Source organism: Hymenobacter monticola, from assembly GCF_022811645.1.
GTDB lineage: Bacteria > Bacteroidota > Bacteroidia > Cytophagales > Hymenobacteraceae > Hymenobacter > Hymenobacter monticola.
Map to the genome: position 1 here is coordinate 1,638,874 of NZ_CP094534.1, position 18,996 is coordinate 1,657,869.

At 63.0% G+C, this 18,996-nt stretch carries 11 protein-coding genes; 6 read left to right on the top strand and 5 right to left on the bottom strand.

The window, feature by feature from the left end; all coding sequences use genetic code 11:
- Nucleotides 1-39: 39 nt before the first annotated feature.
- The 3 genes from MTP16_RS06940 to MTP16_RS06950 form a co-directional block, all read right to left on the bottom strand.
- On the bottom strand, nucleotides 40-4,530 hold the full coding sequence (locus MTP16_RS06940) for a DUF4394 domain-containing protein (protein ID WP_243517204.1): 4,491 nt from the start codon (nucleotides 4,528-4,530) through the stop codon (nucleotides 40-42).
- Between the two features lie 161 nt (nucleotides 4,531-4,691).
- Nucleotides 4,692-6,131, bottom strand: a complete 1,440-nt coding sequence (locus MTP16_RS06945) for an amidohydrolase family protein (RefSeq protein WP_243517205.1) — start codon at nucleotides 6,129-6,131, stop codon at nucleotides 4,692-4,694.
- A gap of 78 nt (nucleotides 6,132-6,209) precedes the next feature.
- Nucleotides 6,210-7,136, bottom strand: a complete 927-nt coding sequence (locus MTP16_RS06950) for a hydrogen peroxide-inducible genes activator (RefSeq protein ID WP_243517206.1) — start codon at nucleotides 7,134-7,136, stop codon at nucleotides 6,210-6,212.
- A 273-nt stretch (nucleotides 7,137-7,409) separates the two neighbouring features.
- On the opposite strand from MTP16_RS06950, the gene MTP16_RS06955 reads away from it, so the two are divergent.
- Both MTP16_RS06955 and MTP16_RS06960 read left to right on the top strand, forming a co-directional pair.
- Complete coding sequence (locus MTP16_RS06955; protein WP_243517207.1) at nucleotides 7,410-9,959, top strand: bifunctional UDP-N-acetylmuramoyl-tripeptide:D-alanyl-D-alanine ligase/alanine racemase; 2,550 nt, start codon at nucleotides 7,410-7,412, stop codon at nucleotides 9,957-9,959.
- Between the two features lie 176 nt (nucleotides 9,960-10,135).
- Nucleotides 10,136-11,554: an alpha/beta hydrolase family protein gene (locus MTP16_RS06960; RefSeq protein ID WP_243517208.1), complete on the top strand. Its 1,419-nt coding sequence runs from the start codon at nucleotides 10,136-10,138 to the stop codon at nucleotides 11,552-11,554.
- A 178-nt stretch (nucleotides 11,555-11,732) separates the two neighbouring features.
- On the opposite strand, the gene MTP16_RS06965 is transcribed toward MTP16_RS06960, so the two are convergent.
- Nucleotides 11,733-12,632: a carboxypeptidase-like regulatory domain-containing protein gene (locus MTP16_RS06965; protein ID WP_243517209.1), complete on the bottom strand. Its 900-nt coding sequence runs from the start codon at nucleotides 12,630-12,632 to the stop codon at nucleotides 11,733-11,735.
- Nucleotides 12,633-12,918: 286 nt separating this feature from the next.
- On the opposite strand from MTP16_RS06965, the gene MTP16_RS06970 reads away from it, so the two are divergent.
- Nucleotides 12,919-13,536, top strand: a complete 618-nt coding sequence (locus MTP16_RS06970) for an OmpA family protein (RefSeq protein ID WP_243517210.1) — start codon at nucleotides 12,919-12,921, stop codon at nucleotides 13,534-13,536.
- A 365-nt stretch (nucleotides 13,537-13,901) separates the two neighbouring features.
- Complete coding sequence (locus tag MTP16_RS06975; protein ID WP_243517211.1) at nucleotides 13,902-15,194, top strand: alpha/beta hydrolase family protein; 1,293 nt, start codon at nucleotides 13,902-13,904, stop codon at nucleotides 15,192-15,194.
- 180 nt (nucleotides 15,195-15,374) lie between these two features.
- Here the strand turns inward: MTP16_RS06975 and MTP16_RS06980 are convergent, their stop codons facing one another.
- Nucleotides 15,375-16,274: a carboxypeptidase-like regulatory domain-containing protein gene (locus MTP16_RS06980; RefSeq protein WP_262922663.1), complete on the bottom strand. Its 900-nt coding sequence runs from the start codon at nucleotides 16,272-16,274 to the stop codon at nucleotides 15,375-15,377.
- 222 nt (nucleotides 16,275-16,496) lie between these two features.
- Here MTP16_RS06980 and MTP16_RS06985 point away from each other — a divergent pair, with 222 nt between their 5' ends.
- Together MTP16_RS06985 and feoB are read left to right on the top strand one after the other, a co-directional pair.
- Entirely contained in the window at nucleotides 16,497-16,775 is a 279-nt protein-coding gene (locus tag MTP16_RS06985) for a FeoA family protein (protein ID WP_243517217.1), read from the top strand.
- Between the two features lie 9 nt (nucleotides 16,776-16,784).
- Nucleotides 16,785-18,983 carry a ferrous iron transport protein B gene (feoB, locus tag MTP16_RS06990; RefSeq protein WP_243517220.1) on the top strand — a complete coding sequence of 733 codons (2,199 nt, stop codon included), beginning with the start codon at nucleotides 16,785-16,787 and terminating at the stop codon, nucleotides 18,981-18,983.
- Nucleotides 18,984-18,996: the final 13 nt, after the last annotated feature.

Sequence of the window (18,996 nt, forward strand, 5' to 3'; positions counted from 1 at the left end):
GGAGGCACAAAGACCTCCGGGGCCGGGTGGGTTAAGCCATTATTCGACCACAAGGCGCTTGGCTACCAGGCCGGCGGCCGTGCGGGCCAGCACCGAGTACACGCCCGGGGCCAGGCCCGTGAGGGGCAGCTCCAGCGTTTCGGCGGCACCGGCGGCCAGCGTGCGGGTCAGCACGGTGCGGCCCAGGTTGTCGACCACCGACACGCTGGTGGCTTGCTGGCCGCGCAATGCCACGGGCAGCAGCAGCGTGGCCGCGCCGTGGGCGGGGTTGGGGTGCACCGAGGCCAGCTTGGCCAGCGCAGCGGGCGCCGTGGCCAGCACGCGGGCCTGCGTGGTGAATTCCACCGCGTATCGGCCCCCGGCCGCAGCGTTGGCGGCCAGCGTGAGCGTGAGGCTAGCACCGGGCGTCAGGCGGGTATAGGTGCCGGTGAGACCGTCGCGCAGGTAAGCGGAGTAGCCAGTTGGTAGGTTGGCCAGGTCGTCTACCTGCAGGATGTAGGTGCCGCTGGTGGTGGCGCCCACGTGGAGGGGAACCACTACGTCGGCCCCCGTCAGCACGGGCAAGCCACTGATGGCAAGGCTTTCGGCGCCGGCCGCCAGGGCCAGGGTCAGGCCATTGGAGCCGGGCAGGAAATTGGCGTCAAAAGCACGGTCGAAACCGGCGGTGGCCCCGGCTTCCATGTACACCACGGCCTGGGTGCGGGCCGAGGCGTTGCCCAGGGCCAGCGTGAGCTGGGGCCGGGTGTCGGCCGCGTTGCGCTGGAAGGGCGTGGCATCGAAGGTGGTGATGCGCTCGGCGTTGGTGAAGGTGAGGCTGCCGGTGGCGCCGGCCGCGCTGGTCCGCACGAAGAAGCCCTGGCCCAGGGGCACCACGTTGGTGCCGCCGTTGGTGCCAATGCCACCCACGTAGCTGGCGTAGCTGCCGGTATACTGGCCGCTGCTCTTGAATACGTAGAGCGCGTTGTTTACGCCGTTCAGGCGGCTGTTCTGTACCATCAGGTTCCAGTCGAGGGCCGAGGGGAAGGGGTTGCCGCGCAGGTGGTAGCCGCTTTCTGCCTGGCTGCCGCGGGTGAGGCCGCTGGCCACAATGGGCGTGGCGCCGTCGTTGGGCGTGCCCACAAAATCGACCAGCTGCGAACCGTCGATGTTCACCGTGTAGCCGCGGCTCACCTGCATGACGTCGCTCAGCGCATTGGGCGAGAAGTAGCCCTTATCAAAATCAATGGAGCCGGCGCTGCCGCTGGTGTTCACGCGGGTTTCGTCGTAGCCGAACACGTTGGGGAAGGTGGCCACGGTGTTGCCCTGCGCGTTGTACAGCGGGTTCACCACCGGCGTGAAGCCGCTGGTTTGCAGGTCGGCCACGGTGGTATTGCTCACCGGCGCCGAGTAGTGGCGGTAGCCCAAGCCTTGGTTCAGGCTGGGGTCGATGTAGCGCTGCACGGTCACGTTGCCGGTGACGGTGCCGCCGCTCGACACGATGTAGGCCGTGCCTGCGGCGCTGGAAAGCAGCGTCAGCGTCTGGCCGCTGGTCACGAGCGAGTTGCGCACCGTGAGGCCGCGCCGGATGGCCACCGGGCCGCCAATGTTGGTGGCCGCCGTCGCGCCGGTGGTCAGGTTCGGGAAGGTCGTCAGCGTGCCGCTGATGCTTTGTGCCGCCGTGCCGGCCAGCGTCACGCGGCCCGTGCCGGTGCCCGAGAACGTGACGGTGGCCGAGTTGTTCACGATGTTGCCGCTCACGCTCAGCACCGAGCCATCGGCCAGGGTAAGGGTGGCGCCCGTGTTCAGCGTCACGGCGTTGGCCAGCTGGTTGCCGGTCACCACGGGGTCGTTGGTCACGTCCGGAATGATTACGTTGTTGGCGGCGGTGGGTACCTGGGCGGGCGTCCAGTTAGCGGCCGTGCCCCAGTCGGTGCTCACCGAGCCGTTCCAGGTCAGCAGCGTTGCAGCTGAAATGAAGGCCGACAAACCCGACAGGTTCGTGCCCTGGCCAATGCGCCCGGCATTGCTCACCGTGAAGTTGAACGGGCTGCCAAAATCACCCACGATGTATAGGTTGTCGTTGGCGCTGGCTGAGGAGGCCGCCGTGGCAATGAAGCCCTGGTTGGTGGTGGTGCCGGGCGTGTTGTAGATGTCGAAGTCTCCCCCGGTAGTCGTGCCGGTTCCCGTCACGAAATAAGCCGGGCCGCTCACCACCCCGCCGTTGGGGTTGGTGGCCTGCGTGAAGCTGCCGTTCGACGAGTCAAACACGTACTGCGCGGTGGTGTTGGTGCCGCTTTGGTTGTTGGTGTAGGCCGTGGCCGAGTACGTGCCGACCGTCCCGTTCAGGTTGGGGTCCATGCTGGCCACGGCGCCGGTGTTGGGGTCGAGGCGGTAGTTTGCGTTGTTGGTGCTCACCACTCGAATGCGGTCCACGGTCGGGTTGAAGTCGAAACCCACCTGCGAGGTGCCCGCGCCCAAATCCAGCCGAATGGCCGAGCCCACGGCCGTGAGGTTGCCCGTGGTTAGGTTCACGGTGTAGAGTTGGGCGTTGTTCGTGGGGCTGGCCAGCGCCGGGTCATAGCCCAGGGCGTACAACTGCGCATCGGCTGGCCGGAAGTCCACGCCCACCACGGTTTGGCCGGTGGTAATGCCGCCGCCAAAGTTCACGGCCGTGCGGATGACGCCTGGGCTGCCCGAGTCAAACGAAATCAGGTTGCCGCCAGCTACGCCGTACAGCAGCCGGCCCGTGAGGGCCGCCGTAGCGTTGGGCGTCGAATTTGGCGCAAGCAGCACCGAAATGTCGCGTAACACCAGCCCCGTGCCAATGGCGCCCAGGTCAGTAGCGGCCTGGTCGGTAGTAGCCGTGGTGCTGAAAGGGGCCAGACGGTACAGGCGGCTGGCAGCCTGCCCGTTGGGCACCGCGGTCAGGTAGCCGACGTTCGCCGTGCCATCAAAATAAATGTCAAAGTCGTTCTGCGCATCGATGGCTCCGCCCACGCCTGACCCGTTCACCCCGGTCAGCGAGCGCGAAACTTCCTGCGTGCCGTTGTTGGGTGGGTTCTGGTAGTTGATGAGGCCCAGCGCGTGGTCCAGCGTGTACAGGAAGGTGGTGGTGGAACCCGCAAACGAGTTGACGTAGGCACCGGTGCCCACCGTGGGGTTGGCACCGGCGTTGGGGTTGCTGGCCGCGTAGGCAATGTTGCCGTCGGGGGCAGCAATGGCGCCGTTGGTGGGGTTGAGGCGGTAGTTGCGGTCATTGGTGCTCACCACCCGGATGCGGTCCACCGTGGGGTTGAAGTCAAAACCGATGCTATTGGTGGCGTTGCCCAGGTCCAGGGGAATGGTGGTGCTGCCCGGCACCTGCGTAGCCACGCCCGTGTTCCGGTCAATGGTATACAGGTTGGCGCTGGGCGAGCCCGCGGCGGCCGTAAAGTCATAGCCCAAGCCAAAAAGCTGGCCGGTGTTGGGCCGGAAGTCGGTGCCTACCAGCGTCTGGCCCGCGGCCAGGCCCGTCACCGGGGCCGCGCTGCGTATGATGGCCGGGTTGTTGGTATCGAAGCTGACGAACACGCCCTGCGCCGTGACGCCGTAGGCCAGCTGGCCCGTAAGGGCGCCGGCCGGCGCGGCGGCAATGTCGCGGATTTCAAACGGCGTGCCGGCGGGCACGGTGTTGCCGCGCCGCGTGGCCGCGCCCGTGCTCAGGTCCAGCGAATAGAAGTTGGTGCCGCCGGAGTTGTTCACTTCCGTCAGAAACGCCTGGTTTTGCTGGGTGTCGGGGTTGTAGTAAATGTCCATGTCGATGGCGCGCACCACGCTGGTGGGGAAGCCATTGAACGTCACGGGCAGCTGCGCCGTCAGCGTCCCGCTGTTCGGCGGATTTTGAATGGACAGAATATTGGTGCCCCCCGTGGTGAGGTTCAGTTCGTCGTAGTCGTAGAGCGTGGTGCTGGTAGCTCCGGCAAAAGAGTTGGTGTAAGCCACCGTGCCCACGCCGGGGTTGGTTGGGCTACCGCCCGCATAGTTCAGCGAACCATCGGTGTTCGAGAGCACACCCGTGGCGGGACTTACCCGAATATTCGCCTCGTTGGTGCTCACCACTCGGATGAGGTCCACGGTCGGGTTAAAGTCAAACCCGATGCGGTCGGTGTCCGTGCCCAGGTTAAACGTAAAGGAGGCGGCCACGGGCGTGGCCATGCTGGTGGCCGGATTGAGGGTGTAAAGCTGCACCGCGGTGGTGGCGGCATTGTAGCCCAAGGCGTACAGCTGCCCGGTAGCGGGGCGGAAATCGATGCCCACCAGCGTCTGGCCCGCCGCCACGCCCGTGATGGGGGTGTTGATGAAGGGCGCAAAGCCGGTGCCGGCGTCGATGGTCACCAGCCCCTGCTGGCCGTTCACGAACGGACCTACGGAGGCCGTGAGGGTGCCCAAGCCATATACGGTCTGGGCTTGCGCGTCGGCTGCTCCCAAGAGCAGTGCTAGGCCCGCCGCAGTACCCAGCAGACGACGAAACTGCCGGCCCGTTGCCGGCAGTGAAAGTAGGGGTTTGGACATGAGGTAAGGAGTAAGGATGGAACGATACGGAAGGCAGGCGGACAGACTATATAGCAGCCCGCCTGATTCCCTACGTCAGCCTTCTTACTCTCGGATTCGCCATTACATCGTTTTAATCCCGAATTAATTCCGGCTCCGAACGCTCCACCTCCTTTTCCTGTTCAGCGGCTCCGAATGGCACGCATCATGTTGGCGAGCGCCGCCGCCGGGTAGGCCTTGCCGCGCGACACCACCGCGTCAATCTGCCGGATGTTGGCAATGTTTTCGAGCGGATTGGCCGTCAATAGAACCAAATCGGCATCGCGGCCTACGGCAATGGCCGCCGTGCGCTCCGCCACGCCCATAAACTTCGCGCCATTGATGGTGGCAGCCTGCAGGGCCTGCAAGGGCGTGAGGCCCGCCTTGACCAGCAGAATAACTTCTTCCTGCAACGAAGCCCCCGGGTAAATAAAGGAGTTGAACGGCCCGCTGTCGGACCCGGCCAGGATGCTGACGCCGGCTGCCTGCAGCTGCGGCACCAGGCTCATAAACTTGGTTTCGAGCTTTTGGCTGAACTCGCGGGCGGCCAGCGGCTGCTGCCGGGCGCTGGCCAGCCGCCGCGCATAAGTGGCCTGAATCTTCGGGTCGATGTAGGCGCGCAAGGTGTCGCGGGCGTGGTCGTTGGCGGGCAGCTCGGCCAGGGTTTTGCCGATGTGGAGCGTGGGCACCACGGCCGTATGGCGCTTGGCCATCAGCTTGAAAATGCGGCTGGCCGCGGCTGGGCTGTAGGTGTCGTACACGGCCGGCAGCACGGCAAACAGCCCCAGCGGCTTGGGCGTTTTCAGGCTGGCGCGCACCAGCGCCGTCAGGCTATCTTCCTTGCCGGAGCAGGCCTTGAACACGTAGTACAGGTGCTCGGTGGCGTCGAGGCCGCGCTTCACGGCCGCGCCCAGCGTCACGGAGTAGGGCATGTGACCGGTGGTTTTCAGGCCGCGCCGCTGGGCCTGCGCAATGGTGTTCAGGTAGGCTTCGCCCGAAATCTTGCTGTCGTAGAGCTTCACGTAGTCCACCTTCAGCCGCTGCAGCGAGTCCAGGGCCTTGCCAACTTGTGCCGGCGTTTCCACCTCCAGCGAGCCGGGCCAGTAGGCGCCGGGCCCGTCAATCTTGGGGCCCGAGGTAAAGATGCGCGGGCCGGCGATGCGGCCGGCCTCCATTTCCTGCCGCCACTGCCGGATGCTGGGCGTCAGGTCGCCGCCGCAGTCGCGCACCGTCGTGATGCCGTGGGCCAGGTACAGCGTGAGGCTCTTCTTGTTGGCCGCGGCCAGGCTGTCGCCGCCCCGGAAGTGCACGTGCATGTCCCACAGGCCCGGAATGAGGTAGCGGCCGTTGCCGTTCACGTACTGCTTGGCGGCGTAGCTGTCCTTATCGGCAGTTTGCACCTCCACAATCTTGCCCTTCGCAATGGCCACTACCTGGTTGGGCTGCAGCTTGCCGGTGGCCACGTCGATGATGGTGACGTGGTTGATAACCACGTCGTAAATCGGCAGCTTGGTGGGGCGGCGGGCGCAGCCCGCCAGCACAGCGGCCAGGCTCAGGCCAAACAGAACTCGGTTGAAATGCATGCGGGAAGCGGCAAACGGCCAGCGGCAAAGGTAGGCCGGCCGCAAAACCAATCAACGGCCAAGGCTAGAAGCCGAAACTCAGCGCCAGCGCACTTTGGCCCCGGCGTTGGTGGCGTGCAGCCGGGCCGGCACGCTGGCCAGAATGAGGTCGCGCAGGGCCGTGAGCAGCGTGGTGCGCACAAAGCCATGGTGCACTACCAGGCTCACCTCGCGTACGGGGGCCGGCTCGGCAAAGCGCTTGAGCAGCCGGTTGTGGTCTACTTCGTCAAGCACCGCCAGCTCCGGCACCAGCGTGTAGCCGTGGTGCCGGCGCACCAGCTCCTTCAGCGTCTCAATGGAGCCGCTTTCGTACGTCACCGCCTCGGTAGGCGAAGCCAGACCGCAGAGGTTCAGCACTTGGTTGCGGAAGCAGTGGCCCTGCTGCATCAGCCACAGGCCGGGCTGGCGCAGGTCGGTGGGCTGCACGGTGGCGGCCGCCGCCAGCGGATGGGTTTCGGAAGCCAGCAGCAGAAACGGCTCGTTCAGCAAGGGCAGCTCGTGCAGCTGCCGGTCGTCAAGCGGCGTCACGAGCAGGCCCACGTCGAGCCGGTGCTCCTTGAGCTGCTGCATAATTTCCTCGGAGCGCAGCTCTTCCACCCGCACGCGTAAATCGGGATAGGCCGCCGTCAGGCCCACCAGAAAGCGCGGCACCAAGTAGGGCGCCAGTGTGGGAATGACACCCAACCGCAGTTCGCCCACTACCTCGCCCTTTTCCACCTGCACCAGCTCGCGCAGCAATTGGGCCTCGCGCAGCACCAACCGGGCCTGGGCAATGACCTTGGCGCCGATGGCCGTGGGCTCGGCCCCGCGCTGGGTGCGGTCGAAAAGCAGCACGCCCAACTCCTCTTCCAGCTTCTGCACCTGCACGCTCAGGGCGGGCTGGCTCACGCAGCTTTTCTCAGCGGCAAGGCCGAATTGGCGGTGGGTGTCGAGGGACACCACGTAGCTGAGCTGCTGCAGGTTCATAGCGCAAAGATAAGCTGGCGTTATATAATGCTTTGTAATATTTGGTTTAGTTATGAATTAACTGTGTTCCGAAAACGTGGCCCACTCCCGTCATCAGGGGCAAGCCAGGTAAACCGAAAGTCGAACCATGAGGGCCAGTTGACTGCATTATATTCACCTTTCCACCTAAGAAAGTGCAGAGGAGAAGGTGCCTATGAAAACAAAGGGAACCCCGCCGAACCATCGCCCTGGGCCACTGGTCGCTCTTTCCACCGCCTGTCCGACCTTTGCGCCGTGTTCGCCTTCTCCTTGCTGCCGCGCCTGTTGGCCGGCCACCTCCTCCAAGCCCCCGCCGACCCGGCCGCCGAAGTCCGCCACCTGCTGCTCGACAGCCGCCGGGTGGGCCTGCCGGCGGGCGCGCTGTTTTTCGCTCTGCGCGGCCCCAGCCACGACGGCCACCGCTACCTGCCCGCGCTCTATGCCCAGGGCGTGCGGCTGTTTATTGTCGAAGCCGCGCACGAACTCCCCGGCGGCCTGAGCGCCTACCCGGGGGCCGGCATCATGGCCGTGCCCAGTTCGTTGGCGGCCCTTCAGGCGCTGGCGGCTGCCCACCGCGCCACCTTTGCCGGCCCGGTGCTGGCCATCACCGGTTCCAACGGCAAAACCATCGTGAAAGAGTGGTTGGCCCAGCTGCTGAGCCCCGACGAAGACATCTGCCGCTCGCCACGCTCCTACAATTCGCAAGTGGGCGTGCCGCTGAGCGTGTGGGAGTTGAATCCTGCCCGCCATACGCTGGGCATTTTTGAAGCCGGTATTTCGGAAGTGGGGGAGATGGCGCGCCTGGCCGAGGTTATCAAACCCACCGAAGGTATTTTCACCAACTTGGGCACGGCCCACGACGCCGGCTTTGCTTCCCATGAGCAGAAGCTGCGCGAGAAACTAAAGCTGTTTCAGGGCCCGCAGCTGCAGCGGCTCTTCTACTGCTACGACCAGCCGCTGGTGCGCGCCGCCGTAGCAGAGTTGCAACTGCCCGGTTTCAGCTGGACGCGCCAGCCCGACCAGCCGGCCGACGTGTACTTTGCCGCCGTGACCAGTGCCGACGGCCCCACCCGCTGGCGTGCCCGCACGGCTAATGACACCCACGAATTCACCCTGCCCTTTGCCGACGAGCCCTCGGTAGAAAATGCCCTGCACTGCCTGGCCGTGCTGCTGCACCGCGGCGTGGAGCCCGCCGAACTCCAGCGCCGCCTCACGCGCCTGCACCCCGTGGCCATGCGCCTGGAAATGAAGCTGGGCCGCCACGATTCCTACCTGCTCGACGATACCTATAACAACGACCTCGCCGGCCTGTCGCTGGCCCTCAACGCCCTGGCCCGGCAGCCTCGGCCCGGCCGCCGCACCCTCATACTGAGCGACGTACTGGAATCGGGCCTCGGCAGCGCCGAGCTGTACGCCCAGGTAGCGGCCCTGCTGCCAGCCGCCGGCATCACGCGCCTCATCGGGATAGGGGAGGAGATAAGTCAGTTAGGAGTTAAGAGTGAAGGGCTAAGAGTTGCCGCATTGGAAGCTGCTGAATCAGAGCCCCAGCTCTCAACTCAATTTTTCCCCTCCACCGAAGCCTTCCTGGCCCAGCTCAACCCCGCCAACTTTGCCCGCGAAGTGGTGCTCATCAAGGGCGCCCGCCGCTTTGGTTTCGAGCGCATCGTGGCCGCCCTGCAGGCCCAGCAGCACGGCACGGTGCTGGAAGTCAACCTCGACGCCCTCAGCCACAACCTGCAGCACTACCGCCGCCAGCTCCGGCCGGGCACCAGGCTCATGGTGATGGTGAAGGCCTTTGCCTACGGCGCGGGCTCCTACGAAGTGGCCAGCCTGCTCGAATTTCAGCGGGCCGACTACCTGGCCGTGGCCTACGCCGACGAAGGCATCGCCCTGCGCGAAGCCGGCATCAGCCTGCCCATCATGGTGATGAACCCGGCGCCGGATTCCTTCGACCTGCTGCGGCATTACCGCCTGGAGCCGGAAATCTACTCGTTCGAAATGCTGGACGAGTACCTGGCCACCTTCCGCACGCTGGACGAGACGGCCCCGCCCGCGCCCAGGATTCACCTCAAGCTCGACACCGGCATGCGCCGCCTCGGTTTTGACGAAGCCGACCTGCCCGCGCTATTGGCCCGCTTGCGCACCCACGCCGCCCACCTGCCCGTGGCCAGCGCCATGACGCACCTGGCCGCCGCCGACGACCCCGCCCACGACGACTTTACCCAAGCGCAGCTGGCCGCCTTCCGCCGCATGGCGGCCGCGCTGGAAGAGGCGCTGGGCCACCCCGTTATCAAGCACGCGCTGAACTCGGCCGGCATTCTGCGCTTCCCCGACGCGCATTTCGACATGGTGCGCCTCGGCATCGGCCTCTACGGCGTAGACGCCAGCGGCCGCGATACGGACGCCCTGCGCCCCGTGAGCGAGCTGCGCACCACCATTTCCCAAATCAAAACCCTGCCCGCCGGCCACACCGTAGGCTACGGACGCCGCGGCGTGGCCGCCGACGTGGCGCGGCGCATAGCCACGCTGGCCATTGGCTACGCCGACGGCTACGACCGCCGCTTCGGCAACGGGGCCGGCATGGTCCTTATTCGGGGGCAGCGCGCGCCACTCATCGGCTCGGTGTGCATGGATATGTGCATGGTGGACGTGACGAGCATTCCCGACGCCCGGGCCGGCGACGTGGCCGTGGTGTTTGGCGAGGGCCTGCCGTTGCCCGAGCTGGCCGGGCGCATCGGCACTATTGCCTACGAACTGCTCACCAACGTGAGCGAGCGGGTGAAGCGCGTGTTTGTGAGCGAGTAGCCAGTAGTCGGGCTCGCAAGCGGCAAACGACTGGTTGACAACAAAGCCCTCGTTTCTGGCCCGAAGCGGGGCTTTCCTTTTGCAATCGATGCGGCTGTGAAAGATTGGCAAGATATTTATTTTGCTACTGATAACTTTGGGGGCCATTGGCATTTCCGGTGCCCTTCTTTTAAGCTATGACCGTCAATACTTATCGTTTACTGCGCCTGCTGGGCGCATTCTTATTCTGCCTCACCCTTGCTGCCCCCGGCTGGGCCCGCCCGGGCGCCGCGCCCCGCGCCGTGGCCGATGCCCCCGCCCTCGACGGCCTCTGGAAAGGCCAGCTAAAGGTGCCCGGCGGCCAGCTCGAGGTCATCTTCCGCTTCGTGAAGCTCACCGGCGGCGAATACTTCGCCACCATGGACGTGCCCCTGCAGAAGGTGAGCCGCATGGCCGTGAAAACCGAAGTGAAAGGCGACACCGTGCGCCTCTTCGCCGAAGAAGCCAACAGCCGCTTCGTGGGCAAGGTATCGGCCGATGGCAAGCAGATGGTGGGCCAATGGCAGCAGCCCGGCTTCAAGGTGCCCATGACGCTGGCCTTCAGCCCGCTGCCGGCCATGAATGACAAGAAGGTACGCCTCACCCCGCCCTACCGCGAGGAGGAAGCCACCTTCAGCAACCTCACCGTGAACACTCGCCTCTCGGGCATGCTCACCATTCCGGCCGGGCCTGGTCCGTTCCCGGCCGTGGTGCTGCTGTCTGATGCCGGCCCGCAGGACCGCGACGGCACCGTGGGCGACTTTGCCCCGCTGGGCTTGCTGGCCGACTACCTCACCCGCCGCGGCGTGGCCGTGTTGCGCTTCGACGACCGGGGCACGGGCAAGTCGGGCGGCACGCCTGCCGTGACCACCGCCGACCTGGTGAGCGACGCCCAGGCTGGCCTCAATTACCTGCGCACCCGCCCCGAAATCGACCTGGCCCACCTGGGCCTGGTGGGCCACGGCGAAGGCGGCAACGTGGCCCTGCTGGCCGCTGCGCAGCCCCTGCCGCCGGCTTTTGTGGTGGCCCTGGCCCCTTACGGCCTGCCCGGCCGCGACATTGTGGTGCAGCAGCAGGCCACCACGCTGCGCACCCTCGGCACCGAAAACGCGCAGATTGAAGCGGCCACCAAGCGCCAGCAGGCCATGCTCGAAATCATCCGGCAAACCACCGACAACGCCCAGGCCCAAGCCATCGTGGCCAACATGCTGAAACAGAGTAACGCCGCCATCGACAACGCCACCGCTCAGTCGAGCGCCGCCGAAATGACTTCGCCCCGCTACCGCTACTTCCTGGCGTTCAATCCTGTTGAAAAACTGTCGGCCGTGGCTTGCCCGGTACTGCTCCTCAACGGCACCTCCGACCTCACCATCAACGCCGACGCCAACCTGAATGCGCTGAAAAATGGCCTGAGCAAAAACAAGGGCGTGACGGTGAAGAAACTGCAAGGTGTGAACCACCTCTTCCAGCCCGATGCCACCAAATGGCCCGTCATCAACGGCCAGCCCCAGCCCAACTTCTCGCCCGAGGCCCAGGAAACCATCCGTGAGTGGATTATGGCCCAGGCAAAGAAATAGACCGCAGATTCTGCGGATTGAACGGATTTCACAGATTCATTGCCGCGCTGTTCAGGTCATTCTCGCTTTGCGAAAGGCATAAAAGAAAAAGGCCCTACTCGTGTAGGGCCTTTTCTTTTATGCAGCAGCCGCGCCGTCAGAATCTGCGCAATCTGTTCAATCTGCTTAATCTGCGGTCTTACTTAATCATGTCGACCTCGGCCTTAATCATGGCGTTGTAACGGCGGCCCTGGCCGTTGGCCAGCGTCAGCAGGTTCCAGCCCTTGCCGATGGTGTAGCTCCAGGTACGGCTCTCCTTGTATTCGAAGGTGGGGCGCATAATCTGGCCGTAGGGCGTGTAGTTGTCCATGAAGTTGGTGGTGTAGAACTTGTCGCCGCCCACAATCCACTCCATGGCCACGAAGAAGCCCTCTTCCGGCGCCGGGATGTTATAAGTGCTCAGGTCGATGGTGTACCACTCGCCGCCGCGCGAGGCGGATACTACCACGTTTTCGGTGAGCAGGTCGGTGTTGGGGGCGTTGTAGTTGCCGTCGGCCTTGTAGAGGCGCACGCGGAAGGGCTCGCGCGGGAAGCCGTTCTCGCCGATGTAGAACGACACCGTCCGCACGTTGCCCAGCTTCTTCTGCTTATCGTTTTTCACGAAAAAAGCATACTGGCTGCCCGGCAGGCCCTGAATCATGCCCTCGCCCGGATTATTTGATTTCGACCCCAGCTCCAGGTTCTTCACCTTGCCGCCCACTACTTTCACTTCGCCCAGCCGTACCTCACGCTTTTTGAGCTCGATGATGAGGTCTTCGGTGCTGCCGCGTTTGATAAACAGTGCGGTGCGCTCGTAGCCCAACGTCATCACAATCAGGGAGTCCTGGCTGGTTTTTTCGAGTCCAGCCAACTGAAAATAGCCATATTCATTGGTGAGAGCGCCGGTGCCCTCTTCGCGCAGGCCAATGGAGGCGAAGGGCACCGGGTCCTTGGTCTTGGCATCCACGACGCGGCCGGTGATGCGGTTTTCCTGCGCCCAGCTTAGGGCGGGCAATAGTAGCAGAACCCAAAAGGCGATAAGAGGTAAGCGTTTCATCATTGCCAAAAATAAGATAACGGGAAGGCGACTGGCAAATTTACAAATTCTGAGCCAGAGTATCATCAATAACATCTGCTGAGCGCAATAAGCGGCCCGCTGAATGCAAATTGAATTAGGCCGCTTAGCGCCAGAAAATGGCTTTTATCACTACAAAAATAAGCGTTGAACGATTTTCTCCTACCAGCAAAAAAAACTGAATTTTTGGTCCCCGTTCTAAAAAAAATAACATAGTAAGAGCGGCTGCGTAACGGGATGCGTTCTCATTTTTGCCTTATCGTTCCCACTCATGAAAAAAACCATTCTTTCGCTATTCGCAGCCACAGCGCTGCTGGCCAGCTGTGAAACCAAGCACTCGGAAACCAAAGACCAACTTGCCGAAGCTGGCCAGGATACGGCCGTGATGGCCCGCACCGGCCAGACCGCCGGCGACATGGCCGCGGGTGCTGCCGCGTCGGCCGACAACGCCTGGGACATGACCAAGGCCAAGCTGGCCGACGTGAAGTTCAAGGAAATCACGCTGCCCGGCGTGAGCGTGCGCGGCGACAGCACCTACAATGTGTACAGTGTGGACGAGAAGGTGTTGTTTGATACCGATAAGTCGGACATCAAGCCCACCGCGGCCGAAGCGCTGAAGCAGATTACAGGCTCCATTGGCCAGCGCTACGGCACCAGCCAGGTGCGCGTGATGGGCTTTGCCGACTCGCGCGGCGACAAGGACTACAACAAAGACCTGAGCGAGAAGCGCGCCGAAGCCGTGAAGAATTACCTCGTCAGCAACGGCAGCATCGATGCCGGCCGCGTGAGCGTGGAGCCCATGGGCGAGGCCATGCCCGCCGCCTCCAACGCCACGGCCGCCGGCCGGCAGGAAAACCGCCGCGTGGAAATTGCGGTGCGCACCCGGTAGGCGGTTGCCACCTTATCTGCTGCCTGTTTGGGCCCGGCCGTGCACACGGCCGGGCCTTTTTGCTGGGCTGTCGGGCTGGGTTTCGAAATTGAATATAGTATAATGATAATTAACAAATTGTGTAGATTGACGATGGAGGTTAATAGTGCTGCGCCCTTGCTGAACCGTTGTTAGCGCAATGCCGACACGCTCAATTTTATGGCGTCACCCAGTTGTTTCGTATCTTGCGGATGCCACAAATGGATTTGTATTAATACGAGATGAAAAGTTGTTTACTGGGGGTTCTTTTGCTGTTGAACTTGATGGGGCCGGGGCGGGCCATGGCAACTGGCGTACCTGCCGATGAAACATTGCCCCTGGGTGGCTTGTGGAAAGGAAAGCTTCCGCTGCTGGGCGGGCAGTTGGAGGTGACCGTCAGCGTAGTACCGTTGTCGAACGGAAAGTTTTTTGCTGCTCTCGATGTACCGGCGCAGAAAGTGAGCCGCATGGAAACGGAGCTGACCGTGCGCGGCGATTCGGTGCTGATGCGCATGCCGGGCGCCGATAGCCGCTACGCCGCCCGCTTCGACCGCAGCAAGCGCGAGCTGAACGGCACCTGGACGCAGGGCCGGGAAAAGTCGGCGGTGCGACTTTACTACTTCCCCATGCCCACCGCCACGGGGCCGGGCACCCGCCTCACCCCGCCGTACCGTGAAGAAGAAGTCACCTTCAACAACCCCGTGGGCCGGCTGAACTTGGCCGGCACCTTCACCATTCCGCCCGGCAAGGGGCCGTTTCCGGCCGTGGTGCTGGTGAGCGACGTGGGCGCGCAGGACCGCGAGGGCACCACCGGCGACTACCACATGATGGGCTCGCTGGCCGACTACCTTACCCGCCGGGGCATTGCCGTGCTGCGCTACGACGACCGGGGCGTGGGCAAATCGGGCGGCAACACCACCACGGCCACCACGGCCATGCTGGTAAGCGACGTGCAGGCCGCCGTCAACTTCCTGCGCTCGCAGCTCGACGTCAACATCAACCGCATTGGGGTAATCGGCCACGGCGAAGGAGCCAACGTGGCCCTGCTCGCGGCTGGCAAGCCCCTGCCGCCGGCGTTTGTGGTGTCGTTGGCCGGGTACGGCCTCACCGGCGAGCAAACGTTGTTGCAGCAGCTGGTGGACGAGCAAAAGGCGCAGAAAATCGACCCCGTGAAAGTGCAGGCCGCCTACGAACGCCAGCGCACCATGTACGACATCATGCGCCAGACCGGCACCCCGCAGGCCCAGGCCATTGTGGCCAACATGATGCGCCAGGACCAGCCCAGCCTCGACGCCAAAGCCGCGCAGGCGCAGGCGGCCCAGCTGCTCACGCCCTGGCGAACCTATTTTTTGTCGTTTGACCCCATTGCTGAGTTGGATGGCGTAAGCTGCCCGGTGCTGTTGCTCAACGGCGCCAACGACCTGCAGGCTCCGGCCGACCTGCACCTCACCGCCCTGGAAAAGGAACTCAGAAGCGTCAACCGCAACGTCACCACCAAGCGCCTGCCCGGCGTAAACCACCTGTTTCAGCCCCCCAAAACGGAGTGGACCTTGATGAACGGCGAGATGATGCCCCTGTTTTCGCCAATGGCCCTGGAAACCATCCGCGAATGGATTGTGGGCCTGGGCGTGAAAAAATAGACCGCAGATTCTGCAGATTGAACGGATTGCACGGATTCTAACGGCGCAGTTAGCACAATAGAAAAAGGCCCTGCGTGAGCAGGGCCTTTTTGGTATCTCCTTTTACACAACTAAAGTCAGCAGAACAGCGCGGCAATGAATCTGCGCAATCCGTTCAATCCGCATAATCTGCGGTTCGGACTACTTAATCATGTCGACTTCGGCCTTAATCATGGCGTTGTAGCGTAGGCCCTGGCCGTTGGAGGCCGTGATGAGGCTCCAGCCCTTGCCGATGGAGTAGTTCCAGGTGCGGCTTTCTTTGAACTCGAAAGTGGGGCGCATAATCTGGCCGTAGGGCGTGTAGTCGTCCATGAAGTTGGTGGCGAAAAACTTGTCGCCGCTCACCACCCACTCCATGGCCACGAAGAATCCTTCTTCGGGCGCGCTGATGTTGTAGGGCGTCAGGTCGACGGTGTACCACTGCCCGCCCTGGGGGGCCGAGACGACGACGTTTTCGGTGAGCAGGTCGGTGTTGGGGGCGTTGTAGTTGCCGTCGGCCTTGTAGAGGCGCACGCGGAAGGGCTCGCGCGGAAAGCCGTTTTCGCCGATGTAGAACGACACCGTCCGCACGTTGCCCAGCTTCTTTTTCTTGTCATTCTTGACGAAGAAGGCGTACTGGCTGCCCGGCAGGCCCTGAATCATGCCCTCGCCGGGGTTGTCGGACTTGGCGCCAAGGCCCAGGTTCTTCACCTTGCCGCCTTTCACCGTCACGTTGCCGAGTGCTACGGCCCGCTTGGGCACCTCAATGGTGAGGTTTTCGAGTGCTACCCCGCGCTTCACCAGTACGGCCCGGCGGGCATAACCCAGCGCCACCACCACCAGCGAATCGGCCGTGTTTTGCGTGGGAGCCGGTACGATGAAGATGCCGTGCTCGTTGCTGAGCGCGCCAATCTGTTCATTTTTCAAGCCGATGGAAGAAAAAGGCAGGGGCTCTTTGGTGTCTTTGTCTACAATTACCCCCTTGATTTGGACCTGTTGAGCCCAGCCGGACGTGGTAAATGCAGCTATAAATAATGCTAATAAAAGTAGGCGTGTAGACATAAGGCGCTAGATAGAACGAACAAAATTACAAATTAGAGGGCGGAAAGTTATTAGAAATTATTAGCACATACAACCATTGCCAGAAAGCTGAGGCAGGAACGGCCTAGAAATGATAATAAAGCGAGGTCATTTATTAGTTGAAAAATTGTTGCAAGGCGAGAAGCTTTTGCGGTCGTACCTTTGTTTGTATTGTTTCTAAATAAGCCTAACGCCTTTTCACCCGTGGCCCTTTTTCGTCGCTCTGCTCCCAAACCTGCGGCTACCGTCTCTTCCCGACGCACGGCCCAAGACCTGCGCCTGGGTGAAACCGGCACCATCTGCTGCCTCGAAGACCCCGAAATGGCGCTGAAGCTGCTGGAAATGGGCTGCATCCCGGGCGTGAAGGTGCGCCTGAGCGGCCGCGCGCCCCTCGGCGACCCGCTGATGCTGGTGCTCGGCGACCAGGAATACACTTTGTCGGTGCGGGCCAGCGAGGCCGCCACCATTATGCTGAAAGAATAGAGGTAACGGATGACGGCAACCCTGAGCAAACCGATGGCGGTGGAGGCCGCGGCTTCGCAGGCCGGCCCGCGGCCCGTGCGCATTGCCCTCATCGGAAACCCAAACAGCGGCAAAACGTCGCTCTTCAACCAGCTCACCGGCCTCAACCAGAAGGTGGGCAACTTCCCGGGCGTGACGGTGGACCGCAAAACTGGGGTTTCGCAACTTACCGCCACCCAGCGGGCCGAAATTATTGATTTGCCGGGCACCTATTCGCTCTACCCCAAGAGCCTGGACGAGAAGGTAATAACCGACCTGCTTTACGACAAGGGCGCCGACAACTACCCCGATTTTGTGGTGGTGACGGTGGACGCCAACAACCTGCGCCGCAGCCTGCTGCTGTTCACCCAGCTCGGCGACCTGGGCCTGCCCGCCGTGCTGGCCCTGAACATGATGGACGTGGCCGAGCGCCACGGCGTGCACATCGACCTGCCGGCCCTAGAACGCGAGCTGGGCGTGCCCATCATCCCGATGAATGCGCGAAAGGGCATCGGCGTGGCGGCCCTGAAAATTGTGATGGCGCAGCGGCTGGATGCGCCGCCCGTGCGCTGCTGGGAGCCCGACGACGCCCTGCTGCCGCTCGTGCGCCAGATTCGCTACTACTTCAACCTGCACAACGACTACCTGGCGCTGCACTATGCCCAGCAGTACCGGCAGATTGGTTTTTTGAGTGCTGACGAGAAAGCGCACATTCAGGAGCTGACGCAGAAATATGGCTTCGACGCCACGGCGCAGCAGGCGGCCGAAACCATTGCCCGCTACGCCCGCATCAACGAAATCCTGCTCGAAACAGTGACGGTGACGCGCACCGAAACCCGCGAGCCGGTGAGCAACCGCATCGACAAGGTGCTGACGCACCGGGTGGGCGGCTACCTCATTTTCCTGGGCATCCTGTTCCTCCTGTTTCAGGCCATTTTCGCTTGGGCGCAGTACCCTATGGACTGGATAGACCAGGGCATCTCGGCCCTGAGCGCCACCGTTCAGGACAACTTCCACGGCCCGCTCATCCGGCTGCTGACGGAGGGCGTGCTGGCCGGCCTGGGTGGCGTACTCATCTTCATTCCGCAGATTGCCTTGCTGTTTGGCTTCCTGGCGGTACTGGAAGAAACGGGTTACATGGCCCGCGTCACTTTCCTCATGGACAAACTGATGCGGCCCTTTGGGTTGAGTGGCAAGAGCGTGGTGCCCCTGATATCGGGGCTGGCCTGCGCGGTGCCGGCCATCATGGGCGCGCGCACCATCGAGAGCTGGAAAGACCGGATGATAACCATCTTCGTGACGCCGCTCATGTCGTGCTCGGCGCGCATCCCGGTGTACACAGTACTGGTGGCGCTGGTGGTGCCCGACCAGGCGGCCTGGGGCATCTTCAACCTGCGCGGCGTGGCCCTGATGGGGCTGTATCTGCTGGGCTTGTTTTCGGCCCTGGCCTCGGCCTGGGTGCTGAAAACGGTGCTGAAGGCGCGGGAGCGGAGCTATTTTATCATGGAGTTTCCGGTGTACCAGTGGCCGCGCTGGAAGAACGTGGGCCTCACTATTTACCAGAAGGTAAGAGCCTTTGTATTTCAGGCCGGTAAGGTAATTGTGGCCATTTCGGTGCTGCTGTGGGTGCTGGCCAGCTACGGCCCCGGCAACCGGCAGGAGGAGGCTGTGGCGCAAATTATGAAGCGGCAAGACATGGGCTTCAGTTCGCCGCAAGCCATGGCGCACTACAACCAGGAACACCCCGGGTACAAGGAGGACCTCGCACGCCGCGTGGCGTCGGCCCGCCTCGAAAACTCTTACGCCGGCACGTTCGGCCACCTCATCGAGCCGGCCATTCGTCCGCTGGGCTACGACTGGAAAATCGGCATTGCGCTGCTGACCTCGTTTGCGGCGCGGGAAGTGTTTGTGGGCACTATTTCAACCATTTACAGCGTGGGGCAGGATGCCGACATGGGCACGCTGCAAGAAAAGCTGAGCGCCGAGCGCGACGCCAACGGGCAACCTTTTTTCAACCCGGCCCGGGGCTTTTCGCTGCTGGTGTTCTATGTGTTTGCCATGCAGTGCATGAGCACGCTGGCTGTGACGTACCGCGAAACCAAGAACTGGCGCTGGCCGCTGGCGCAGCTGCTCTACATGACGGGGCTGGCCTATGCGGCGGCTTTTGTCGTGTACCAAGTGTTGTCCTAAACAGGCGAAAGCT

Bases quoted from the DNA above. Each gene is read 5' to 3' on its own strand.
- MTP16_RS06940 (WP_243517204.1), bottom strand. From the start codon at position 4,530: ATGTCCAAACCCCTACTTTCACTGCCGGCAACGGGCCGGCAGTTTCGT.
- MTP16_RS06945 (WP_243517205.1), bottom strand. From the start codon at position 6,131: ATGCATTTCAACCGAGTTCTGTTTGGCCTGAGCCTGGCCGCTGTGCTG.
- MTP16_RS06950 (WP_243517206.1), bottom strand. From the start codon at position 7,136: ATGAACCTGCAGCAGCTCAGCTACGTGGTGTCCCTCGACACCCACCGC.
- MTP16_RS06960 (WP_243517208.1), top strand. From the start codon at position 10,136: ATGACCGTCAATACTTATCGTTTACTGCGCCTGCTGGGCGCATTCTTA.
- MTP16_RS06965 (WP_243517209.1), bottom strand. From the start codon at position 12,632: ATGATGAAACGCTTACCTCTTATCGCCTTTTGGGTTCTGCTACTATTG.
- MTP16_RS06970 (WP_243517210.1), top strand. From the start codon at position 12,919: ATGAAAAAAACCATTCTTTCGCTATTCGCAGCCACAGCGCTGCTGGCC.
- MTP16_RS06980 (WP_262922663.1), bottom strand. From the start codon at position 16,274: ATGTCTACACGCCTACTTTTATTAGCATTATTTATAGCTGCATTTACC.
- feoB (WP_243517220.1), top strand. From the start codon at position 16,785: ATGACGGCAACCCTGAGCAAACCGATGGCGGTGGAGGCCGCGGCTTCG.